This is a genomic window from Microcoleus sp. AT8-B5, from assembly GCF_036705565.1.
Taxonomy (GTDB): Bacteria; Cyanobacteriota; Cyanobacteriia; order Cyanobacteriales; family Microcoleaceae; genus Microcoleus.
The window spans coordinates 125,604-146,098 of the sequence record NZ_JAUBUY010000008.1; the positions used below are offsets into that span (position 1 = coordinate 125,604).

At 43.9% G+C, this 20,495-nt stretch carries 22 protein-coding genes and 1 pseudogene; 15 read left to right on the forward strand and 8 right to left on the reverse strand.

Annotated features, from left to right (window positions below; translation table 11 throughout):
- Nucleotides 1-162: 162 nt before the first annotated feature.
- The 3 genes from tyrS (at nucleotide 163) to QUB39_RS08150 (ending at nucleotide 2,973) form a co-directional block, all read left to right on the forward strand.
- On the forward strand, nucleotides 163-1,395 hold the full coding sequence (gene tyrS / locus QUB39_RS08140) for a tyrosine--tRNA ligase (RefSeq protein WP_333485045.1): 1,233 nt from the start codon (nucleotides 163-165) through the stop codon (nucleotides 1,393-1,395).
- 116 nt (nucleotides 1,396-1,511) lie between these two features.
- Nucleotides 1,512-2,222 (forward strand): orotidine-5'-phosphate decarboxylase, encoded by a 711-nt coding sequence (gene pyrF, locus QUB39_RS08145; protein ID WP_333485046.1) that lies wholly within the window; start codon nucleotides 1,512-1,514, stop codon nucleotides 2,220-2,222.
- Nucleotides 2,223-2,388: 166 nt separating this feature from the next.
- A complete protein-coding gene (locus tag QUB39_RS08150; protein ID WP_333208100.1) occupies nucleotides 2,389-2,973 on the forward strand; it encodes a hypothetical protein in 585 nt (194 codons plus the stop codon).
- 31 nt (nucleotides 2,974-3,004) lie between these two features.
- Here the strand turns inward: QUB39_RS08150 and QUB39_RS08155 are convergent, their stop codons facing one another.
- The 3 genes from QUB39_RS08155 to QUB39_RS08165 all read right to left on the reverse strand — a co-directional run bounded on the left by QUB39_RS08155 (nucleotide 3,005) and on the right by QUB39_RS08165 (nucleotide 6,093).
- The gene (locus QUB39_RS08155) at nucleotides 3,005-3,922 is read right to left on the reverse strand and encodes a Bpu10I family restriction endonuclease (protein ID WP_333055942.1); all 918 of its coding nucleotides are present in this window, start codon (nucleotides 3,920-3,922) and stop codon (nucleotides 3,005-3,007) included.
- Nucleotides 3,915-5,183: a DNA methyltransferase gene (locus tag QUB39_RS08160; RefSeq protein ID WP_333055941.1), complete on the reverse strand. Its 1,269-nt coding sequence runs from the start codon at nucleotides 5,181-5,183 to the stop codon at nucleotides 3,915-3,917. Before QUB39_RS08160 ends, QUB39_RS08155 begins: the two co-directional genes overlap by 8 nt.
- A 223-nt stretch (nucleotides 5,184-5,406) precedes the next feature.
- On the reverse strand, nucleotides 5,407-6,093 hold the full coding sequence (locus tag QUB39_RS08165) for a uracil-DNA glycosylase (RefSeq protein WP_333231162.1): 687 nt from the start codon (nucleotides 6,091-6,093) through the stop codon (nucleotides 5,407-5,409).
- Nucleotides 6,094-6,286: 193 nt separating this feature from the next.
- Between QUB39_RS08165 and QUB39_RS08170 the strand changes: the two genes are divergently transcribed.
- Together QUB39_RS08170 and QUB39_RS08175 are read left to right on the forward strand one after the other, a co-directional pair.
- Nucleotides 6,287-6,958, forward strand: coding sequence for a phosphoribosyltransferase family protein (locus QUB39_RS08170; RefSeq protein WP_333208103.1), 672 nt, complete (start codon nucleotides 6,287-6,289; stop codon nucleotides 6,956-6,958).
- Nucleotides 6,959-7,000: 42 nt separating this feature from the next.
- On the forward strand, nucleotides 7,001-7,291 hold the full coding sequence (locus QUB39_RS08175; RefSeq protein ID WP_333055938.1) for a hypothetical protein: 291 nt from the start codon (nucleotides 7,001-7,003) through the stop codon (nucleotides 7,289-7,291).
- Between the two features lie 293 nt (nucleotides 7,292-7,584).
- Here QUB39_RS08175 and QUB39_RS08180 read toward each other — a convergent pair whose 3' ends face one another.
- Together QUB39_RS08180 and QUB39_RS08185 are read right to left on the reverse strand one after the other, a co-directional pair.
- Nucleotides 7,585-7,956 carry a VOC family protein gene (locus tag QUB39_RS08180; RefSeq protein ID WP_333055937.1) on the reverse strand — a complete coding sequence of 124 codons (372 nt, stop codon included), beginning with the start codon at nucleotides 7,954-7,956 and terminating at the stop codon, nucleotides 7,585-7,587.
- A 60-nt stretch (nucleotides 7,957-8,016) separates the two neighbouring features.
- Nucleotides 8,017-8,637, reverse strand: a complete 621-nt coding sequence (locus QUB39_RS08185) for a histidine phosphatase family protein (protein WP_333055936.1) — start codon at nucleotides 8,635-8,637, stop codon at nucleotides 8,017-8,019.
- Nucleotides 8,638-8,692: 55 nt separating this feature from the next.
- Between QUB39_RS08185 and QUB39_RS08190 the strand changes: the two genes are divergently transcribed.
- Nucleotides 8,693-9,160 carry a hypothetical protein gene (locus QUB39_RS08190; protein ID WP_333055935.1) on the forward strand — a complete coding sequence of 156 codons (468 nt, stop codon included), beginning with the start codon at nucleotides 8,693-8,695 and terminating at the stop codon, nucleotides 9,158-9,160.
- Between the two features lie 148 nt (nucleotides 9,161-9,308).
- Here the strand turns inward: QUB39_RS08190 and QUB39_RS08195 are convergent, their stop codons facing one another.
- Complete coding sequence (locus QUB39_RS08195; protein WP_333055934.1) at nucleotides 9,309-9,635, reverse strand: hypothetical protein; 327 nt, start codon at nucleotides 9,633-9,635, stop codon at nucleotides 9,309-9,311.
- Nucleotides 9,636-9,789: 154 nt separating this feature from the next.
- Between QUB39_RS08195 and QUB39_RS08200 the strand changes: the two genes are divergently transcribed.
- The 8 genes and pseudogenes from QUB39_RS08200 to QUB39_RS08235 all read left to right on the forward strand — a co-directional run bounded on the left by QUB39_RS08200 (nucleotide 9,790) and on the right by QUB39_RS08235 (nucleotide 16,648).
- On the forward strand, nucleotides 9,790-10,068 hold the full coding sequence (locus QUB39_RS08200; protein ID WP_333208105.1) for a hypothetical protein: 279 nt from the start codon (nucleotides 9,790-9,792) through the stop codon (nucleotides 10,066-10,068).
- Between the two features lie 39 nt (nucleotides 10,069-10,107).
- Complete coding sequence (locus tag QUB39_RS08205; protein WP_190740781.1) at nucleotides 10,108-10,389, forward strand: hypothetical protein; 282 nt, start codon at nucleotides 10,108-10,110, stop codon at nucleotides 10,387-10,389.
- A gap of 317 nt (nucleotides 10,390-10,706) precedes the next feature.
- Nucleotides 10,707-11,534 (forward strand): PHP domain-containing protein, encoded by an 828-nt coding sequence (locus QUB39_RS08210; protein ID WP_333208107.1) that lies wholly within the window; start codon nucleotides 10,707-10,709, stop codon nucleotides 11,532-11,534.
- Between the two features lie 331 nt (nucleotides 11,535-11,865).
- Nucleotides 11,866-12,075: a CsbD family protein gene (locus QUB39_RS08215; RefSeq protein ID WP_333055930.1), complete on the forward strand. Its 210-nt coding sequence runs from the start codon at nucleotides 11,866-11,868 to the stop codon at nucleotides 12,073-12,075.
- Between the two features lie 216 nt (nucleotides 12,076-12,291).
- Nucleotides 12,292-12,633 (forward strand): annotated as a pseudogene (locus QUB39_RS08220) (transposase family protein); the annotation flags it as partial.
- A gap of 82 nt (nucleotides 12,634-12,715) precedes the next feature.
- Nucleotides 12,716-13,675, forward strand: coding sequence for a DUF362 domain-containing protein (locus tag QUB39_RS08225; RefSeq protein ID WP_333055929.1), 960 nt, complete (start codon nucleotides 12,716-12,718; stop codon nucleotides 13,673-13,675).
- A gap of 693 nt (nucleotides 13,676-14,368) precedes the next feature.
- Nucleotides 14,369-15,628, forward strand: coding sequence for a glycosyltransferase (locus QUB39_RS08230; protein WP_333055928.1), 1,260 nt, complete (start codon nucleotides 14,369-14,371; stop codon nucleotides 15,626-15,628).
- Between the two features lie 852 nt (nucleotides 15,629-16,480).
- On the forward strand, nucleotides 16,481-16,648 hold the full coding sequence (locus QUB39_RS08235) for a hypothetical protein (RefSeq protein WP_333055927.1): 168 nt from the start codon (nucleotides 16,481-16,483) through the stop codon (nucleotides 16,646-16,648).
- A 113-nt stretch (nucleotides 16,649-16,761) separates the two neighbouring features.
- On the opposite strand, the gene QUB39_RS08240 is transcribed toward QUB39_RS08235, so the two are convergent.
- Complete coding sequence (locus QUB39_RS08240; RefSeq protein WP_333055926.1) at nucleotides 16,762-18,864, reverse strand: M3 family metallopeptidase; 2,103 nt, start codon at nucleotides 18,862-18,864, stop codon at nucleotides 16,762-16,764.
- Between the two features lie 181 nt (nucleotides 18,865-19,045).
- Nucleotides 19,046-19,882 (reverse strand): hypothetical protein, encoded by an 837-nt coding sequence (locus QUB39_RS08245; RefSeq protein WP_333055925.1) that lies wholly within the window; start codon nucleotides 19,880-19,882, stop codon nucleotides 19,046-19,048.
- 449 nt (nucleotides 19,883-20,331) lie between these two features.
- Here QUB39_RS08245 and QUB39_RS08250 point away from each other — a divergent pair, with 449 nt between their 5' ends.
- Complete coding sequence (locus tag QUB39_RS08250; RefSeq protein ID WP_333098282.1) at nucleotides 20,332-20,466, forward strand: hypothetical protein; 135 nt, start codon at nucleotides 20,332-20,334, stop codon at nucleotides 20,464-20,466.
- Nucleotides 20,467-20,495 lie beyond the last annotated feature (29 nt).

The following is a 20,495-nucleotide window of genomic DNA, read 5'->3' on the forward strand; positions in this document are numbered from 1 at the left end:
TAAAATTGTGGGATGTCGGCGACTGTTGTCGGGGCTGGTATCCGTTTTTGGGCGGGGTCAGCTAATGAAAGCCGGTCAGGTTTCGGATTATAGTAGCGTGATAGTTATGTTTTTATGCGTCAACCAGTGAGTGTAACTAATTCTGCTGCACTTTGGCAAAATATGATGAACGATCGCTCCCCGATGATAACTCCTAACCTTTCAGCACTTTACCGCGGCATCAGCGAGATTTTTCCAGATCGACCTGATTCTAGCAACTCTGACGAAAATTTAGCCCAACTGCTGGCCCAAGTCGATCGACCCTTGCGAGTCAAACTGGGAATCGACGCCACAGGGGCGGACATTCACTTGGGACACAGCATTTGCTTCCGCAAACTGCGGGCTTTTCAGGATGCCGGTCACACAGCGGTACTGGTCATCGGAGATTTTACCGCAAGAATTGGCGATCCGACAGGGAAGTCCGAGATGCGAAGCCAGTTGACAGCCGAACAAGTGGCGGAAAATGCCAAGACTTATTTAGACCAAGTGCGTCCGATTCTAGATTTTGACACGCCCGGACGTTTGGAAATTCGCTATAACTCCGAGTGGTTGTCGAAATTGGACTTGGCGAAGATTTTGGAACTGCTGAAGACGATGACGGTGCAGCAGATGCTCGCTAAAGAGGGATTTGATAATCGGATGCAGCAGGAAAATGCGATTTATCTGCACGAGTTTCTGTACCCACTAATGCAGGGTTACGATTCGGTGGCTTTGGAGGCTGATGTGGAGTTGGGGGGAACTGACCAAAAGTTTAATATTGCGGTGGGGAGAGATTTGCAGCGGCATTTTGGGATGAAGCCGCAGTTTGGTTTGCTGATGCCGATTTTGATAGGGACTGACGGGGTGCAGAAGATGTCGAAATCTTTGGGCAATTATGTGGCTTTGTCGGAAGACCCGCTGACGATGTATTCTAAGTTGGAGAAAATTGCTGATAGTTCGATCGCCCAATATTTTGAACTATTGACAGATTTGCCACTTGATGAATTGCCAGAAAATCCGCGAGAAAAACAGAAACTTTTGGCTGTGGATGTGGTGCGCCAGTATCGGGGGCAGGAAGCGGCGGATCGCGCACAACAAGATGCAATGGCGCTGGTTAAAGGTGCTGCGGGACAAGCTGATGCTGTGGCGGAGTTTTCTTTGGCAAGTGTGCAATTTCCGGCTAAGTTGTTTTATATTCTGAGTGCTAGCGGGCTTTGTAAAAGTAGCGGTGATGCGCGGAAGTTGATGCAGGGCGGCGGGGTGAAGTTGGAGGGCGATCGGGTTTCTGATGTTAACCTCACCTTTGAATCACCTGCTGATTTATGCGGTAAGGTTTTGCAGGTTGGGAAGAATAAGTTTGTGCGATTGGTGTCTTGAATAGACATCTCCAATAATTATTGTGGAACAGGCATCTTGCCTGTTCAAAACAGGCAATTATTGCGATGACTAATCTATTTTTTTAACCGCAGATGAATACTGAAGATGAACGCGCTATGAACGCTGATAATCGAATTATTGTTGCTTTGGATGTTTCGAGTCAAGAAGAGGCGATCGCGCTTCTGGACAAACTGCCGCAAGTATCTTTCTGGAAAGTGGGTTTGGAACTGTTTGTGAGTTCCGGGCCGGGGATTTTGGAAATTTTAAAACAACGGGAAAAGCGGATTTTTCTCGATTTGAAGTTTCACGATATCCCGAATACTGTGGCTGGTGCTTGTCGGGCGGCTGGTAAGTATAATGTGGATTTATTGACGATCCATTCTACTTGTGGTAAAGATGCTTTGAAAGCGGCACAGTTGGCTTTGACTGAAGGGGCGGCGGCTGTGGATAAACCGAGTCCTAAGTTGATTGCTATTACTCTATTAACGAGTTTGAATTCGCGACAGTTGGCTTTTGAGTTGAAAATACCTTTGGAGTTGCCGGAATATGCTTTACACATGGCATTGTTGGCTAAGGAAACTGGTTTAGCTGGTGCTGTTTGTTCTCCGCAAGAAGTGGAACAGTTAAGAATGAGTTGCGGGGATGATTTTGTGTTAGTTTGTCCCGGTGTGCGTCCGAAATGGGCTGAGGGAGGCGATCAAAAACGATCGATGACTCCGAAGGCGGCTTTGAAAGCTGGTGCGGATTATCTGGTGATTGGGCGCCCGATTACTGCTGCGGACGATCCGGCGGCGGCTTTTGCGCGTATTTGTGAAGAGTTGGAGTAACAATATGAATGTTGTTTTTAACTCACATCTTGCACCATTCTCAAGAACAGGCAAGATGCCTGTTCCACAAGAAAATTCACTCTTTGTGGAACAGGCATCTTGCCTGTTCATAAAAGGCTTATTGAGAATGGTGCAACATCTCAGTTTTAACCGCCGATAAACGCCGATGAACGCCAATGGAATTTTATCTGCGTTCATCTGTGTTTATCTGCTGATATCTGCGGTTGCAACTCCGACTTTGGCTGCTAATGTTGTCACAAATGCCGATCGCACTATAAACGCAAGTGGGTATGGTTGGTTAGCGCGATCGCCCTGTCCCGCTGATTTAGAAACTTTGGTCGATCGCCTGTTGCAAGATTTGCCGAGTTATGCTAATCGCGTAATTGTGCGATCGCACTTTTCTCCTAACACTAACACACCGCCCGGTTACGCGCTGCCTCAAATAATTTTAGCCGGCCGCCCGGAGTTTGAACCGCTACCTTTGAATTTTGAAGATGCGCTTCCTGAAAATGCCAGTCAAGTTTTCATTACTACTTTGGAACGGCAGTATCGCGGGGGAAAACGAGTTGAAATTGAGCAATATCATTGGTTATTTTTCACTAAAACGGAGAACGGGTGGGAATTAGTGAAAATTGTTTCTAGGTATGATACCGTGGCGGCTGTTAGTCCGTTGTTGCGGCCACAGGGGGAGAAAAGCGAAATTGCTGAGGCGATTCGTTTGTGGCTGCGCGATTGTCAGGCAAAGCCATAGCTTTCGCTGGTTCCGATGATTTTTTTTACACTTAAAAATAGCCTCTTGACAGCACGTCATCTTCGTCTAGTTCATCTTTACCAATCATCCCTTCAATCTCACTTAAAAATCTCATAAAAACTTCCGGTGCAAAGGGGTTGTTATCGAGATGGTTGACAAAATAATCTTTATTTTTCTTTCTTCCCTCTACCGTACTAAAAGCACTTCTTATATTAGACGATAAGCGTTTTGCTTTTCTCAAAATTAGTATCTCATCAATAGCTGTGAGTGATGAGCTAATCGGCGACATATCAAGCCACTCACATAGCAAGAAATACTTGGCTCCTGGTACACTCAATTTTACATCCAGGGCAGTTGCTGCGCCCTCTTGAAACATGGTTTTATCAAGATTTGTTTTACACTCAGCCGCAACATAAGCAATATTTGCCTCACGGGAGGTAGTCTCCTTAAAATCTTGGTTATGAGAGGCTTTTAGGAATATTTTTCTACTAATCGCAAAATCTTGATCCTTGGCTCGAATACTCATCCCGCCGCCTTTTGGACTGAGTTTTAAACTTGACTCAAATCGTAGTGATGAAAAACACTGTGTTGGGCCAAAGGATAATTCTTTGTCCTTTAATGAATCTGCAAAGACGGTTGTAACTAAGATAGGTATAAATTCTTCAATAATTGAGTTGTCAAGTTTTAATTGCCCTTTTTGACGGTACAAAAAATCATTGTCACTGTCAAAAATTAGTTCAACGTCAATGTATCGCTTATAGGAGGTTAGATGGGATACCATCTCTGGAACAACTTTCAGATCATCCCCCCTGATGTTTTTAAGCGTTTCCAACCATTTTTTGTAGTATTCGATTGCTTGATTAACACGCCGTTTATCTGTAGGAGGTAATTTCACGTTATCAAGTAATGCTGCTAGTTTTTCCCCATGTGGTTGAGCTAAATTAAACATAATTTTCTGCTTTTGGGTTGAGTATTTCAATGGTTTTTCGTGAACGCTGCAGATCGAAATAAGGTGAGGGCTGTACTGTGGCAGCCTTATCGATAGCATCCTTGATTTCATCTTTTACTTGTTCATTGGCTACGGAATAAGCAGATATTAAAGCTTCTATAGAAAGAGTTCTGGCTTGATGTATGGCAAAATAATACTGTAAGTCTTCTCTTTTTGTAAAGTGTAGTATATCTTCTTTGATAATTTTTCCATAACGATTTACAAAACTTCTTTCTTGACGGATATCTAAGCTAATCCCCAAGACTTGACGAGCAACTTCTGCAACTAACTCCCCATTTAAAAAAGGCGTTCCTCTAATATTTGATTCTTTACCTAGTACAAATATTATTCTACTGTTAGGGCTGCATATTCTTAACAATTCTTGCAAAGTATAGGCGATGTCTAAGCAATATTGAATGACAGTTAGAAATCTATTACTTCTATGCTTGCGATTAGAACCAAACTCTGATTTTGCCACCTCTAAAATTTTCCAATTTAGTGCTTCAGTAGAACCGCGATACTGCTGATGATAGTTAAATACATTGATATAAGGGGGGGAGGTAATCACAAGATTGACGCTGGAGTTTTGTAAGGGAACGTGTCTTGCATCGGCATTGTAGGCATTTATCGGCTTTTTACTATAGGGTAGTTTAAGGACAAAAGTAGCGATATTTTCCGCAAGTGTAAAAACTCTTGATTTGGTAAGTTTTTTGTTTTCTAAGTCTAGCAATATCACTAATACTTCATGTAAAATATTAAGGAAGTTTTCTTCATCATCAACGGCTACATCTACGATTTTATCTATTAAATCATTAGGTGTAAGTTCTTTTTGTATTGTTTGGAAGAGTGGCATTCTCTCCCATATCTCTGTTTTTAGTTGAGCGAGAAAACAATTGATACATTTTTCACGCTTTCCGGGTGAAATAGTGATGAATTTATAAGTGTTAGCTAGGATTAAAGCTGCTGGATTGATTTCTGTTCCGCAGGCTTCCACTCCGAATCTTCCTGCCTCATATAAAACTGTTCCACTACCTAAAAATGGATCAAAAATAACACTATTTTTAGTTGCGTATTTATCAATCAAAGTTTGGACGAACTGGGGTGAAAATTGCCCTTTCCAAGGAAGTGGATTAGTACGTTGTTTATCTTCAATGTCTAATAGTTCTTGAGGAATTTCTTGTCTATTGATAGGAGTTTCACTAAAAATACTAGAGACAACCATAATTCGGATTTTTACTACGGGGCGTGAATTTATGAATGGAAAGCGGGAACTTGTTTTGTAGATGGCAGGTAAAAATCAGAGATTGTTGGTGAAACCCGTCCCCTACTAATTGCACATGAAAATTAATTATAATTTTTCGGTGGGTGGGGGCGGGTTTTAAGATTGTGGGTAAAAATCCGAGATTGTGCCTCAAACCCGCCTACAAATCAACAAGAAAAATTGATTAGACTTGCTCTTTGAATTCATCCAATTTAGCCTTGATTAGTTGCATATCTTGCCACATATACCATTTTGGAGTTTCCGGTTCGCGGGAGGGGTTTCGCAACAAGTACGACGGGTGAAAAATTGGCATACACAAACGATTTTCCCATTCAATCCATTGACCTCTAATTTTACTAATGGGTCGCTTGTCGCTTAGCAAACCTTTGAGGGCTGTTGCACCGGTTAATAAAATAATTTTGGGGTCTAAGATGCGGATTTGTTCGAGCAAGTAAGGTTTGCAAGCTTCGATTTCTTTTGCTGTCGGAGGGCGGTTGTTGGGAGGGCGACATTTGATGACGTTGGCAATGAATACGTCGGTTTCTGCACTCAATCCCACGGATTCTAAAATCTTATCTAACAGTTTGCCCGATCGGCCGACGAAGGGCAATCCGGTTTCGTCTTCGTTTTGTCCGGGCGCTTCCCCCACAATCAAAATTGAGGCTTGAGGATTGCCGCGCCCGATGACGGCGTGAGTGCGGCTGTTGCCCAATTCGCAGCGGTAGCAGCGGTTGCAGTGCTCGCCGATTTGTTCCATATTTTGATAAGTGCCGGGAGGAATGGGAATTTTGGCATTTGCTGGTATTGAGTCGGTTTGGAAAGTGGCACTTTGATTGTTGTCAAAAAGGCTGAGTTGCAAGTCGCTGGACATACTTTTTACAATTAGGGAGATATTTTTGAGCCTAGAGTTTATAGTTTAGATCGGGTTGTGTGATTTGAGATTGGCTAGAAGCTTGTAGGTGATGCTGTCGATTCCCTACGGGATAGCTACGCACGCGCGCACAATCTCCAATTAACACTCGCACAATCTCCAATTGTTTGGTTGAGCTCGTACAGGCAAAAATATGTTGTCTAACCCGTTTTTTGACGATCGCGCCGATGCAGGCGAAAAACTGGCCGAGGCAGTTGTGGACGAGTTCGGCAAGTTGAGTTTAATGACGCAGAAGGCGGTGAAACCGATTGTTTACGCCTTGCCGCGCGGGGGTTTGCCCGTTGCTGTGCCGATTGCGCGCCGCTTGGGCTGTCCTTTGGATGTGGTTGTCGCTAAGAAAATTACTCGCCCAGATAATTTAGAATTGGCGATCGGGGCTGCAACTGCTGATGGTCATGTCCTCTGGGAAAAGCAAAAGCAGCACAATTTACGCTTGCAAAAATCAGCATTGCCCGTGGCTCAAAATAATGCTCAATCTCTGCTGGCAGACTTGTCTCCGGGACGCCCAAATATCAGTGCGGCGGGGGCTTTGGCGATTGTGGTAGATGACGGCATTGCGACGGGGATGACAATGGCTGTGGCGGCTAAGGCTTTGCAGTCGCAGCAACCGGCGGCTTTGTGGATTTGCGCGCCTGTCGCCCCGGCAGATTTGATGGGATTTTTGGCCCAAATGGGCGATAAGGCGATCGTCTTGGAGACTCCTCACCCTTTTTACAGTGTCAGCCGCTTTTATGGGCAATTTCCGCAGGTTGAGACGGCGGAGGCTTTAAGGTGTTTGCAGGAACAAACAGAATGGCGATCGTAGGTTAAGCTAGAAGGCTAAATCCAAAAGCTCGATCGCTAAAACATGAGACCTTGGCAATATTGGTTGGACACTTTAATTCTGTCTACTCAGCACAATCCGCCTCGCTTTGTTGAGTTGGTGATGTTGACTTTGGCGATGATTTTGCTCGGGCTGTGGAGTGTAACATTGCAGTGGCAATATTTAACGCTGTCTCTGAGTTATATAATTGGTTCGTCTTTTTCAATTTTGGTGCGGGAATCGATCGGCCCACGGCCTCAATTTCAGCTAACTCACCTAACAGCCTTGTTGTTATTAATTATCAGTTTTTATAGTTTTGCTGAACTGATGAGATAGTTAAGGCCGTTTTGATTTGTAGACGCGGGTTTGACAATGTGATTGCGAAGGTGGTGAAGCAATTGCATAATATCAAATCCGTTAGCATCGGAATTACATCTCTCTGTTCTCTTCCTCTGCGTTCTCTGCGTACTCTGCGGTTTAATCATTCCAATGCAACCGGAATTGATATAACTTATATAGCAATCATCAGCGGGTTTTGAACTAGATGTTTTTTTGAACGAACCGCGAAGACGCGAAGAAAGAGAAGAGAAGATCGAGAGTTCACCAATAATTAGCCATCATCCTACATTCTAATGGGATTGATGTAAAATTATGCGGTTCCCGGCAGGATCGAAGGCATAGATTTCTAGACCGTGAGAAGCTTTGATAATTTCTCCGCTGGGCGGATAACCTAAAGCCCAAATTCGGGCGATCGCAGTTTCGATATCGCTGACTTCCAAACACAAACTCATGCCTGTTTTTGCTCGATTTGCAAATTCCGATTTGTGGGAATCTTTGGGTTTGAAGATGCCGAGTCTTAAGCCGTTGAGTTGAAATTCCGCATAAGTATTGGGAATGTAAGGGTTTGGTTCTATGTCGAGAAATTTTGTATAAAATTTAACGAGAACTTCTTTATCAAGGTCTGCTAAAGTCACTAGGGCGGCGCTGTATTGGAAACTCATATAAATTGGCACTGCGTAGTTGGTGATGGGGAATTGATAATATTATAACTTTCTATCTATTTAAAATCCTCCAATTCGTCCGAGTATTTGGATTTTACCTTGTCGATCGCTTTTGAGAATCACAGCTTCGCCACTTTGCGGTACAATATCAGTAATCGCGGTAATATTTACTTGATGAGTTACCAGAATAATCGCGCCTTTTGTGTTGCGATTATCAACAATTAATTTGCGGATTGTCGCTGTTTGTCTGGCTTCTGTGCTGCTGTCCCTAAAGAACGAGTTCAGCGCTGGGAAGGGTTCGACTTTGCCTAACTTTATCAATTTTGCTGTTTCCAAACACCTACACCACTGACTCGATAAAACTCTGGCAACTTTGATGTTGCGGTTGCGAAATTCGGCTCCAATTTGCTTGGCTTGGGTTTGTCCCTGTGCTGATAAATTGCGCTGGGTGGAACAGTCGCCTAACTTAAAGTTAGCAGGATCTCCCGTACCTGGGGCGATCGCGTGTCGCATTGCTACCACCAACCCTGTCTCATCCCGCTGCAACAATTGCCACCCTGCTTGAGTTTGGGCGTTGGTTGCTGCGTCAGAACTTGCAGTTGCAATCATTAAGCCGATCGACAATACTAAAGCTAGCGACCGGAAAAACCATTTCCAGTTAAGGTAAATCCGTGCAGCCATTGTTGCAGAAGTTAGGAATTAACTTATCATATTATAATACAACAAATATTGCTCTATGGAACTCACCAATTTTATTGCTCTGTCTGTCATTATTGCCCTTGTGCTGGGGATTGGGTTTGGAACAATGACTTGGGCTTACTTCGGCAAGGGCAGCATTTCTGTAATATTTAAAGAACCAATTTTAAATTCCCCAGAATTTCCCGATACCGACAGTGGCAGCAAAGCTTCCGTTTATTTTCAACAAGGAATTGAGGCTTATCAGTCGGGAAAGTACCGCAAAGCCAAAGATAAATTTAGCAGCGCTGTAGAACAAGTTTCAACTTTGGCAGAAGCTTACCACAATCGCGGCTTAGCTTTTGCAAATTTGCGATCGGATGACGAGGCTGTTGCAGATTTGATCCGTGCCAGCGAATTATACCAACAGCAGGAGGCTGGATTTGCGATCGACACGATTAAACAAAATCTGGCAGCCTTGAAGCAGCGCAAATTAGAACGAGAAAAACAAAAAGCAGTAGCGAGATAAATTATTATGTTCAACCAGTTGGACTCAACTCACACCTAGATTTGAGGTCTGAAAAACCCGGTTTCTTGAGTGTGGTTGGGAGAAACCGGGTTTGTTTACATAATTTTTATTAAAGTTGAAAATCAAGATTTAACCTTCTCCTTCTCAACTAAATTGTTCTGGTATCTTCTATTTGGTCGATTTTAGCAATCATCATTTCTCGGCTAGGTGCCACAACTCGATAATTAGTAATGGGATCGTAAGCTTCCCATTCTTGAGTCACTTCGCTGTCTTGCCACAAAAACCATTCCCGGTAAATTTCGCCGTCATCAATGTCGCCGCACAAGGGAAGCCAATCATCTCCTCCCAAGCTCTCAAAATCTCCTCCTACTAAGTCAATCCAAGCTGTAAGGATACAAGAGTCAATAACATTATTATTAACAGTGACTGCGTTAGAGTGAAGAGAAGTTTCGGGAAAACAAAGTGTGGATTTCATAAGCTGTACCTGAATGTTATGTTATTAATTTATAAAAAAATCTTCTACGGCAGTGAAAGCAGAATGCCACTATCCTAACCTCCACAGTTCCCACCTCGAAAAACCTTGACACCCAAAGCGCTCAAATGCCTCTGCTGTAAGACTTGAGACCGCTTTGAGTCAAGTCGCTACAGAGGCTAAATTGAGCCACTTTGCCAACTGGCATAGAAGAAAGCCCGATCGACCAAATATTGTTGGCGAAGGAGCTCGCGCATTAAGGAGCGAAGACAGCGCGACTGCCAATTGTATACTGGGTAAGTTGGCGAGTTTCCGTACAGTTTTTGTGGTAAAATTAGCAGTAACCGGACTTTCGTACCGACAGCCTGGTTTGGTCAAAAGCTTTGCAACGAGCTTTCCAACGGTGGTGCGATCGCCAGTTTTGATTTATTGTTAATTTTGCCAAGTCCCGATCGACTGTTAGGGAAAAAAAATTATGCAAGCAACCAACCAAGAAGGAATTATCAATCTGACAATCCACTATACCAACGGCAAACAGCAACACTTCCAGTTCATTGCGCCAGAGGGAACAGTAGGAGAGCAAGCAACTTTAGGGACTCGCCTGCACAAAATGTTGACAGCAGACCCGGTAATTCTCGAATTGGCAGATAAACTGGTAGTTATCCCAGTTCACAACATACAAAGTATTGAAATATCGCCGGTTCCTCCCAAATTGCCAGAGGGTGTGCTTTACCCAATGCGAGAAATCAAGAAATAGCTAAGGTGTTCTGCATCTAAATTAAACTGCAAAGGCGGGCTGAAACCCATGTCATGCCGAGTTTGAATAAGCATAAATGTGTACCCATTAAAGGCGCAAGAAGTTATTACAAATAACGATAAACATAAAAAAAATGTTGCTGGTTGTGAAACCAGTTACGAAAAAAAATGCAACAGTAGACAAGCTCCCAACCCTTATATTGTCACTCATGCCCAATCTAAAATCTAAAATCTAAAATCTAAAATAGTATGACGATATATGTGGCGTGAGTGAGGGGAATAATTGCAGATTTCGCAGACTTTAACTTACCAAAAAAAATGCTAGAACTCCACTGTCACACAACTTATTCCGATGGCACTCTCACTCCTGCCGAACTCGTAGCCGCGGCCGCTTCATCGGGGGTTCGCGCCTTGGCTGTCACGGATCACGATACGATGTCGGGTTGGGATGAAGCCTTCGCCGCTGCTGCTTTGCACGGTATTGAAATAGTCCCCGGACTAGAACTCAGCACCGTTCACAACGGCCGTTCCCTGCACATTTTAGGTTTTTATCCTGATGCAAATAAGTTGCGCGTTCCTTTGAACGATCGCCTGGAAGGAAGGTTTCGCCGATCGCAGGAAATGGTCGAAAAATTAGCAGCAATGGGATACGCGATCGAACTGCCAAAAACATCGCCAGGAATGGCACCGGGAAGGCCTCACATTGCCTCTGCACTTGTAAAAGCCGGTCACGCCAAATCATCGCGGGAAGCATTCGATCGCTGGCTGGGAGATGACGGCCCGGCTTATGTGCATTACGAGAAATTCTCGATCGTCGAAGGCATTGATTTACTGAAAAGTTGCGGCGCAGTACCAGTTTGGGCTCACCCTTATTTATTTCGCGGCGGCGGTGTTGAGGAAGTTTTACAAGAATTAGTAGATGCTGGTTTAATGGGAGTTGAAGTATACCATCCCACCCACAGTTCTAGCCAAATCCAAAAGTTAAAAGATTTGTGTCTTCATTACGGTTTGCTAGCAACTGGTGGCAGCGATTATCACGGCCCCGATCCGGAAAGGAAAGCCGCAGATAGCACCCAATTGAATATGCTGCATTTGCCGTTAGAATTACTCGAACCGATTAAAGTTGCTGCGGCGAGTTTGAAATAGTTTTTTAGGACTCATATTTTACACCATTCTCAATTAGGCTTTTATGAACAGGCTTTTCGGCCTGTTCCACAAGAAAATTTATCTTTTGTGGAACGGGCCGGAGAGCCCGTTCTTGAGAATGGTGCAACATCTCAGTTATGACGAATTTGGCCGACGTATTCAGTGGTAAAAAAAAGGAAGCCTTCGCTTTGTGAGTGAGTAATTTGCACAAAGTAAATCATCAGCAGAAGACCGAGGTCAAGCAGAATATAAATTAATATGAAGTTAAAGGCAATTGCAGGTGAGTTAATTTTACAATGTTACTATAGCAACTTGCCAAACGGAGCTTATCATGACTACAGAAGACAGAGCGAAGGCGATCGGCAAAAATTTAGAAGGCAAAGCTCAGGAAATTTTAGGTAATATTACGGGCAACAGAAAAGACCAGGTTGAAGGCAAAGCCAAACAAGCCGAAGCGGCTGCCCGCCACGCAGCAGAAGATGCAAAAAATGCGGTTAAAAATCTGGCAGAGCAAGCCAAAAGGTCGATCGACAAATTGTAGAAACCGCGCTATACCCAATCCTGGCGAAGAGTATTCGCTTCATATCAAATCCTTTGCTATCAAGGATTTGATATGATTTATTTTTGGAAGGTGCAAAAAAATGGGTGACTCCTGCGATATCTCCTCAAAAGCGCACTGGAGAAGTCCCTATTAGACCTCTTGCAAAAGATTTTTATGATATAATGAAAATGTTTGCTTTAGTTGATTGAATCCCAACTCCTCACTGCTTTTGGCTCGGAGCATTACCACGATTTTAATTCGACTAAAAAAATAAAATTAATTTTCATCCCGAAACAAATAGCTTACAAGATAGTGGCTATCAAGGGATAAAGAATGAGCGCACCAATAGTTATCTCCCTAAAAATCAACCTAAAAAGGGGAAACTGTATCTTTGAGAAAAAGACTACAATAGAGTTTTAGCACAGGAGCGAATAGGGAATTGAACAGGTTAATCGAAGTCTCAAATTTTTTAAAATATTGTCGAGTCGTTATGGTCTGCTTTGTAATTTGTTGTCAGCAATTTACAATTATGAGTTGGCTCTAGGGGATTCAATTTAACACCTGTGATGATAACATATATCTTTTTTGCAAGAGGTATATTATTCCAGATCGATAACCAATTACCAAGGAATTCATAATTATGTCTGCTGTTAGCTTAATTCAGGCCAATTCCTACGATCGCCAAATTTTACAAACATCTTTAGAAAGTTTGCTCGCACCCTTGGGCGGAATCTCGGCTTTTGTCAAATCGGGCGATCGGGTTTTACTCAAACCCAATCTCCTCACCGGTTCTCGCCCTACAAAAGAATGTGTCACCCGCCCAGAATTGGTTTACTGCGTCGCTAAAATGGTCATTGAGGCGGGAGGAAAACCCTTTTTAGGCGATAGTCCGGCTTTTGGTAGCGCGATGGGTGTGGCAAAAGCTAATGGTTATTTGCCTCTGTTGGAAGAACTGAATTTGCCAGTTGTTGAGTTTCAAGGAAAACGCTACGAAACAGTCAGCAAAGATTTCAATCATCTGCGAATTTGCAAAGAAGCAATGGAAGCGGATGTAGTGATTAATTTGCCCAAACTCAAATCTCACGTTCAATTAACGGTGACAATGGGCGTGAAAAATTTGTTCGGCTGCGTTCCCGGCAAAATGAAGGCTTGGTGGCACATGGAAGCTGGCAAAGATAGCGCCAGATTCGGTGAAATGCTGGTAGAAACTGCTCGGGCAATTAACCCAAATTTGACGATTTTGGATGGAATTATCGGTCACGAAGGTAACGGGCCAAGTGGGGGCGAACCTAAGTTTTTGGGAATTTTGGCCGCCTCTGATGATGTGTTTGCTTTGGACAGAACTTTAGTGGAAATTATTAATGCCGATCCGGAGGCGGTTCCCACTGTAGCTGCGGCGATGAGATTGGGGCTTTGCTCGAATTTAGAGGCGATTGATTTTCCGCTTTTGCAGCCGGAAAATCTCAAGGTTTTGGATTGGAAGTTGCCCGAAAGCATGATGGCGATCGACTTTGGTATGCCCCGCGTGGTGAAGTCGGCTTTCAAGCACCTTTATATCCGGTTTATAAAAGAAAAGTTCAGCATCAAGGCTTCGCATTAGCGAAGACAGAAGGGGTAAAAATTTTTTTTACTCCTTCTACTTCGCCAGGGTAATTGTCAAAAAATATTATTATATTACAAGATATATATTTATGTAAAGTTTATAATAAATTTGTTATAAATCTATGGTTTCATTACGTAGACCTGCTTAAACCGCATAATGTAACACCATGTAAACAGGTTTAAGTCAGCCATTAGAGAGCATTTGGAGACTTTGCCCTCGTTTACCTAGGGGCGTTTTTTCCCATCGACTTACTTAAAGCATTGAGATCGCCGTATTCGCAACTCGCGCTCATTCTTGCTAGTTAGATGATTTTACTTAAGTAAAAATACTTAGAACAGCCATTGCTTTAACCAAATTCACCCTAAAATTGCACTTTTCTTTATAATTTACCCCTAAACTATAAAGATTTAGTAAAGCTCGGAAAAGATTATTGACACTTATACGTAGATCGCAGATGATTGCTACATATCAAACAGACCTCCCATTAAATAATAAAGGTCTAATCCAGTTGCTGAATCAATCTTAAGTATTAGATATCTCCGAAACCGAGTCTGAAATGCTTCTCGTATCAGGCGGCGAAATTAAAATTCGGTAAATGTCTGTTATATTGATAAACAGCCCTTGCCAAGAACAGCAAAGATTCACTACCGCATCAACCGTAAAAACTTACAATCAGGGAGTCCCTAACCTATGCTTACTAACAACAATCTGACTATCGTACAGCCACTCAAAGTAAAGCTTTTGCCAAACGGTGAAGTTTTACTCACCCGCAAATTGATTGAAGCAGTTGGTGAGTTAGCCGAGTATTGGTCGGGATCTATTACGGTGATGATGGAAGAAACGAAAAAAGACAACGACCAGATAGATTCAAAAATATTCAAACTTGATGAATTGCCATTCAAACTGGAAATAATTTCTTTTGACAAAATCACCCCAGCTTTACTACATCAGCATCAGAGTTCGCTGGTATTGGCAGCCCCGGAATACAGACAGAACCATATCAGTAAAGTGTGTAAAATAGCGGGAGTACCGTGTATTTACGTTTCCGAATACAGTCTGAAAACTCGCAAACAAATCGTGAATGTGAGTACGAGCAATCCCTTGCTCCGTTTGCGAAGAATTATTTGGACTTACATTCAGGAATATAAGCAGCGCAAGGCAATCGCAATGGCAGATGGATTGCAGTGCAACGGCACCCCTACTTACCAAGAATACAAGCATATCAATCGCAATCCACAGTTTTTCTTTGACACGCGGATTAGCGAGGATATGTTAGCAACAGAAGCTGATATTGAACGGCGCACTGAAAACCGCTCTCCAGATATGCCTCTGCGGCTAGTATTCTCAGGTCGCCTAATTAAGATGAAAGGAGCAGATCATTTACTTGAGGTCGCTAAAGAACTCAAACAACTGAAGGTGAAATTTGAAATGTTCATCAGTGGTATTGGTGAATTAGAAGAGATGATGCACCAGCAAATAGCGGCCAATCAACTTAATGATTGTGTAAAAATGCTTGGAGTGCCTGACTTTAAAACAGATTTCTTCCCCTTTGTGAAGAACAATATTGATTTGTTTGTTTGCTGTCACCGGCAGGGCGATCCTTCTTGTACTTACATAGAAACTATGGCTGCTGGCGTGCCGATTGTTGGCTATGCTAACGAAGCATTCGAGGGAATTGCAGAAATGTCGGAGACGGGATGGGTTGTGCCAATGAATCAGCCTAAACAGATGGCGAAGAAAATTGCAGAACTCAGCCACAACCGGGAAGAAATTAAATCGATGTCGTTCAAGTCCCTCAAGTTTGCTCAACAGCACACATTTGAGAAGACTTTTCAAGCTCGCGTAAAACATATGCACGCTATTGCCTACTCAACGCGGCCTAATCCAGTCACCGAAAGTCAAGTATGTGATGCTCCCGATATGGTTTTGGCGTACAGTCAACTGCCTTAAGAATCCTTCTGCCTATGATTGAGACAGGTTTCATTAAGGTAGCCACGGAAATCGGAGGTTTTGTAAAGGCAATGGTTGAGGCGAGCGATCGTCATTAGATTTAGATGTTTTTCTCAAACTTAATAGCATCCAACTCGACTGGGCGATCGCACTTGTTCCATAGGTTATCAAGTATTCTTTAGTGGGTTACATTTTCTTGGCAACTATCAGATCCCACAGCAACTATAAACAATGGAGCGACCAACTCATTTTCCTTTCCACCGGAACTGGCAAAACTAACAGGGGTTTTAAGTAGGTAGGCGGGATTAAACCGAATACTGTAACAGTATGTAAATAGGCTTAAGTTAGCCAGTAGAGATCATTTAGACATTTTACATCGTTTACATAGTGGCGTTTTAAAGCGCCGACTTATAAGCTGTTGCGGCCTTTAAATTGTATGTCAAAAAAAAATCAAAGTCTTGTGGGATGGGCGTCCTGCCCGCCCTGAATATACAATTTAAATGCGCGACTGCTTACCAATTTCCTAAAGTCCTGCTACAGAGATATCCTATCAAATAAATTTCCATCCCCTCAAAGAAGCAATAACTTCCAACGTCAACTTATTTAACTATTTTTTCTCCGCTGCTCTCAACTCTTCTATTTGGTCAAATCTCAACCATTTCAATGTTTTTTTACGTAGCCCGACAGTCATTCTATGGGGTTTACTTCCGGACTGTATGGGGGTTGAAACAGCAGGGTAAGCTCATCTAATTTGGGATAAATTGTACTTGACTTTAAGGGCAAGATATAAAGGATCATCGTGTCAAGAGTGGTTCTTTTGAACTCATTTGAGATACAGCATATTCCATGTAGATGTGGTACACACAAGAAGAGCGATCGCCTGCTGTTTGGTGCGGATACACCCGTCAATCTGTAAGTTTTATCGACCTTTTAAATAGAACTTGCAGATTGATGGGTGTATCCGCACCTTATTTACTACAAGATAGTGTGTACTACATATACATGGAATATGCTGTATAAACACCCTAAACATACAGCATATGCCCAAATCTTATTCAACAAAAAAACAGGGATTAATGCAAAGAAATTCACCCGCATTAATCCCCAATTATTCCAGATTAGATTAAGCCAGATTAAGCAGCAACTAAACCGCTGTGTCTCAACAAAGCTTTAGTGCTCGGTTCGCGTCCCCGGAAAGTTTTAAACACTTCCATCGGGTGCAAACTGCCGCCCAATCCTAACACTGTATCTCGGAAGCGCTTGCCTGTAGATGCGATCGCACTTTCATCTTCCAAACCCGCTTCCTCAAACGCCGCAAAAGCATCAGCGCTGAGCACTTCAGCCCATTTATAACTGTAATACCCCGCCGCATACCCGCCCGCAAAAATGTGTCCGAAAGCGCACAAAAATGCGTCTTCTTCCAGAGGAGGCAAAACAGTCGTAGTTTTAGCGATACGGTTGCGGACATCGGCCACAGTTTCGTTGCCGCCCGATCGATAGCGGTGATGCAATTCGATGTCAACGCTGCTAAAATGTACTTGCCTGAGCATGACGGTGCCGCTCATGTAGTGGCGCGCTGCTAGCAGTTTTTGGTAGTAGTGTTCCGGCAAAGTTTCCCCGGTTTCGTAATGCTTTGCCATCCCGAACAAAGTCGCGCGATCGTAACACCAATTTTCCATAAATTGACTGGGCAATTCCACTGCATCCCACTCAACATTATTGATTCCCGAAGCCCCCGGATAGTCTACCGTTGTCAGCATATGCTGCAAACCGTGACCGAATTCGTGAAACAAAGTTTCGACTTCCAAGAAAGTCATTAAACTCGGTTTGCCGTCAACCGGAGGACTTTGGTTGCACACCAAATAAGCCACCGGCAACCGCGTAGTTGTTTTTCCCGCTTCGACAAATTTAGCGCGCACCACGCACTCGTCCATCCAAGCACCGCCGCGCTTTTCTTCGGGGCGACTGTAGGGGTCTAAATAGAAATTGGCGATCGTATTTCCTGCTGCATCATCTATTTGGAAATAGCGCACATCTTTGTGCCACACAGGAGTTTGACCGTCCGCCGCAGTTACTGTCACACCGAACAGCCGCTTTACTAATCCAAATAATCCCTCTAATACCTGTGGCAAAGCAAAATAAGGCCGCAATTCTTCGGCACTAAAAGCAAACTTTTCTTCCCGGCGCCGTTCCGACCAAAAACCAATATCCCAGTGCTTCAAATCCCCAGCTTCCGCCGCGCCTTTTTCGGCAGCAAAAGCTTTCAATTCTTCTAAATCTTTGACAGCAGCATCATAACTAGCCTGACGCAATTCTTCTAACAAAGCTTCCACTGCTGCAACATCGGGAGCCATTTTGCTCGCCAAGCTCAATTCGGCATAACTGCTAAACCCTACCAAAGCAGCTTTTTCCTGGCGCAAAGCTAAAATGCGATCGGTTAACGGCCAGTTATTCAATTCTCCGCTACTTGCTCTGCCGATAAAAGCTTTGTACAACTTTTCGCGCAAGTCACTGCGGGTGCTGTGCTGCATGAAAGGGCCGTAACTCGGAAAGTCTAAAGTAATCCGCCAAGGGCCGTTTTCGGCATCCGCATTTTCTTCGCCCGCGCTGCGAGCGGCTTGAGCTGCTAAACTCAACAAACTCGGTGGCAAACCGTCAATTTCGTCTTTGTTTGTGAGGGTGATGCTGAATGCTTTGGTAGCGTCGAGGACGTGATTAGAAAACTGGGTAGTAATTTCGGCCAATTCTAATTGAATGGCATTAAAACGATCTTTTTGCTCGCCTTCTAAACCGACGCCGGAGAGTTGGGCGTCTCGGAGAGCGGCTTCGACAATTCGCTTTTGAGCTGACTCTAAGCTGTCCCAATTTTCGCTTGCCCGCAGCGCTTTAAAAGCTTCATAAAGCGGTTTGCTTTGACTGAGCTTGCTCCAAAATTTTACTACTTCCGGCTGCACTGTTTCGTGAGCCGATCGCAGTTCCGGGCTATTTTTCACGCCCATCAAATGTCCGACAATGCTCCAGCTCCAATTTAAACGCTCTCCGAGTCGCTGCAATGGTTCTACTAAGCCGCTCCAAGTCGGCTCTACAGAGGCTTCTAAGGCAGCTAGCGAGGCTTCTAGTTCGGTCAGCAGTTGGGTGATGGCGGGGACTACGTGTTGTGGTTCGATCGCGTCAAATGGGGGCAATCCTTGACCGATTAGTAACGGGTTATCAGCAATAGTTACGGTTGCAGTCATTGATTTTTCTTGTAACAGGTTGAAAACAGTTGAACTAGACAGATTAGCTTTTAATCTTTTAACACAGTTGTCGAAAAAGTAGGACTCGATCGGGCGTGAGTCGGAGAGTCGGAGAGTGTCGAGCGTGTCCGAGGGCAAAAGTATTCCTTCTGACTGATGACTAATGACTGCTGACTAATGACTACTGACGGTTCTCTGGTGTGTGCTGCAACTCCTTGACAACTGAGATTAAGCGCTTGAGGTGAGGTTTGACAACTTCTTGCTGCTCGTGTTCCAAACGGTGGATTTGAGCTTGGACAATCGACAAATCCGCACTCGATTGGTGTGCGGGAGCTTGCAGTTGGCTTTGCAAATTGGCCATGACTTTCTGGATTTCCAAAAATCTAGTATTTACTACTTCCCAGTCGTCTCTGGTGATAGAAGTTTCTGCCAAGCCTTGCGTCGCACTTTGCAGTTGCTCTATAGCCTGTTCCACAGCTTGGAGATTCGCCCGTTGGCCAACCGATAAATCTTGCAGTTGTTCGCTCACCTGCTGGCGGACATCGAGCACAGCAGACGCCACGATTTCTTGCAAAGAAGCTACCGACTCTCCTAAACTCAGTAACTGCCGCTGAATATCGATCGACTCCTCAACAGCCTCATGCCTAGGTAGTGCAGCCATTTGCTGGCGCAGCGCTGCAATATCTGCAGACAACTGCTTGCGTAATTTAACAATTACCGTCACCGCCGTTTTTTCGACTTTATTGACAGACTTTTGGACTTGGGCCATTTCCGAATTTTGATGCACCCGCACTTGCTGCTCGAACCGATACCGGTTAGCAACATTCAGCGACAAAGCCAAAGTTAGGGGAGCAACCCCGTAAAAAGCTTGACCCGACACTGCCACCGCCAGGGAACCCACACCAGAGGCCGCCAGAGAGGCGTACTCTGCCATCTCCAGCCAGTGCCTTTGAGGAAAACTTGGTCTCAAGTGGTTTGCAACAGAGGGTTTTGGCTTCCGCACGGCTCTTTGGGTCATAGTATTTGCTCGTTGTGGGTAAGGTTGCGAGACTGGGTGGAGCATCGATTTCTATCCTTTTTTCAGTTATATGTTTTAGATTATTTCTTGGCACTCTTCTATTTTTACCTTTGTGAGTAAGTTAAGGATGACTGACATATTATTATGTATTTGGGAGCCTGTGGCGATCGCCCCTAATTTCGGCTGTTAAAAGCTTCGCCCCCACGCGCCCTCTATTTTACAGGAGTTAGCGCGATCGGGTTCGGGCGATCGACTTCGGGCTGCCCAGGCTCACCGAAAAATGCCTAAGACTATTTTAGATTTTAGATTTTAGATTAAAAGTTAAAAAATGCGACCTACTCAGGGCGATCGTCGTTTGGAGCTTGTCGGGAGTTGCCTTTTTGTTCGCCCATTGGTATAATCTACTCTTTCTCAATTCCCCCTCTCAAATTTACTGTAAAAATTGACCAATGAACTCAGAAAAACCCGGAATTGGCGATCGGCTAAAGTCTATTTTCAGTATCGCCATCTTTATCATTCTCGTACTAGGAGTAGGCTTTTTAAGCGTGAATTTTATTTCAGCTCTCTATGCAAAATTTTCTTAAAATTAGTCCTGGACGCATGGTGTCCCAGA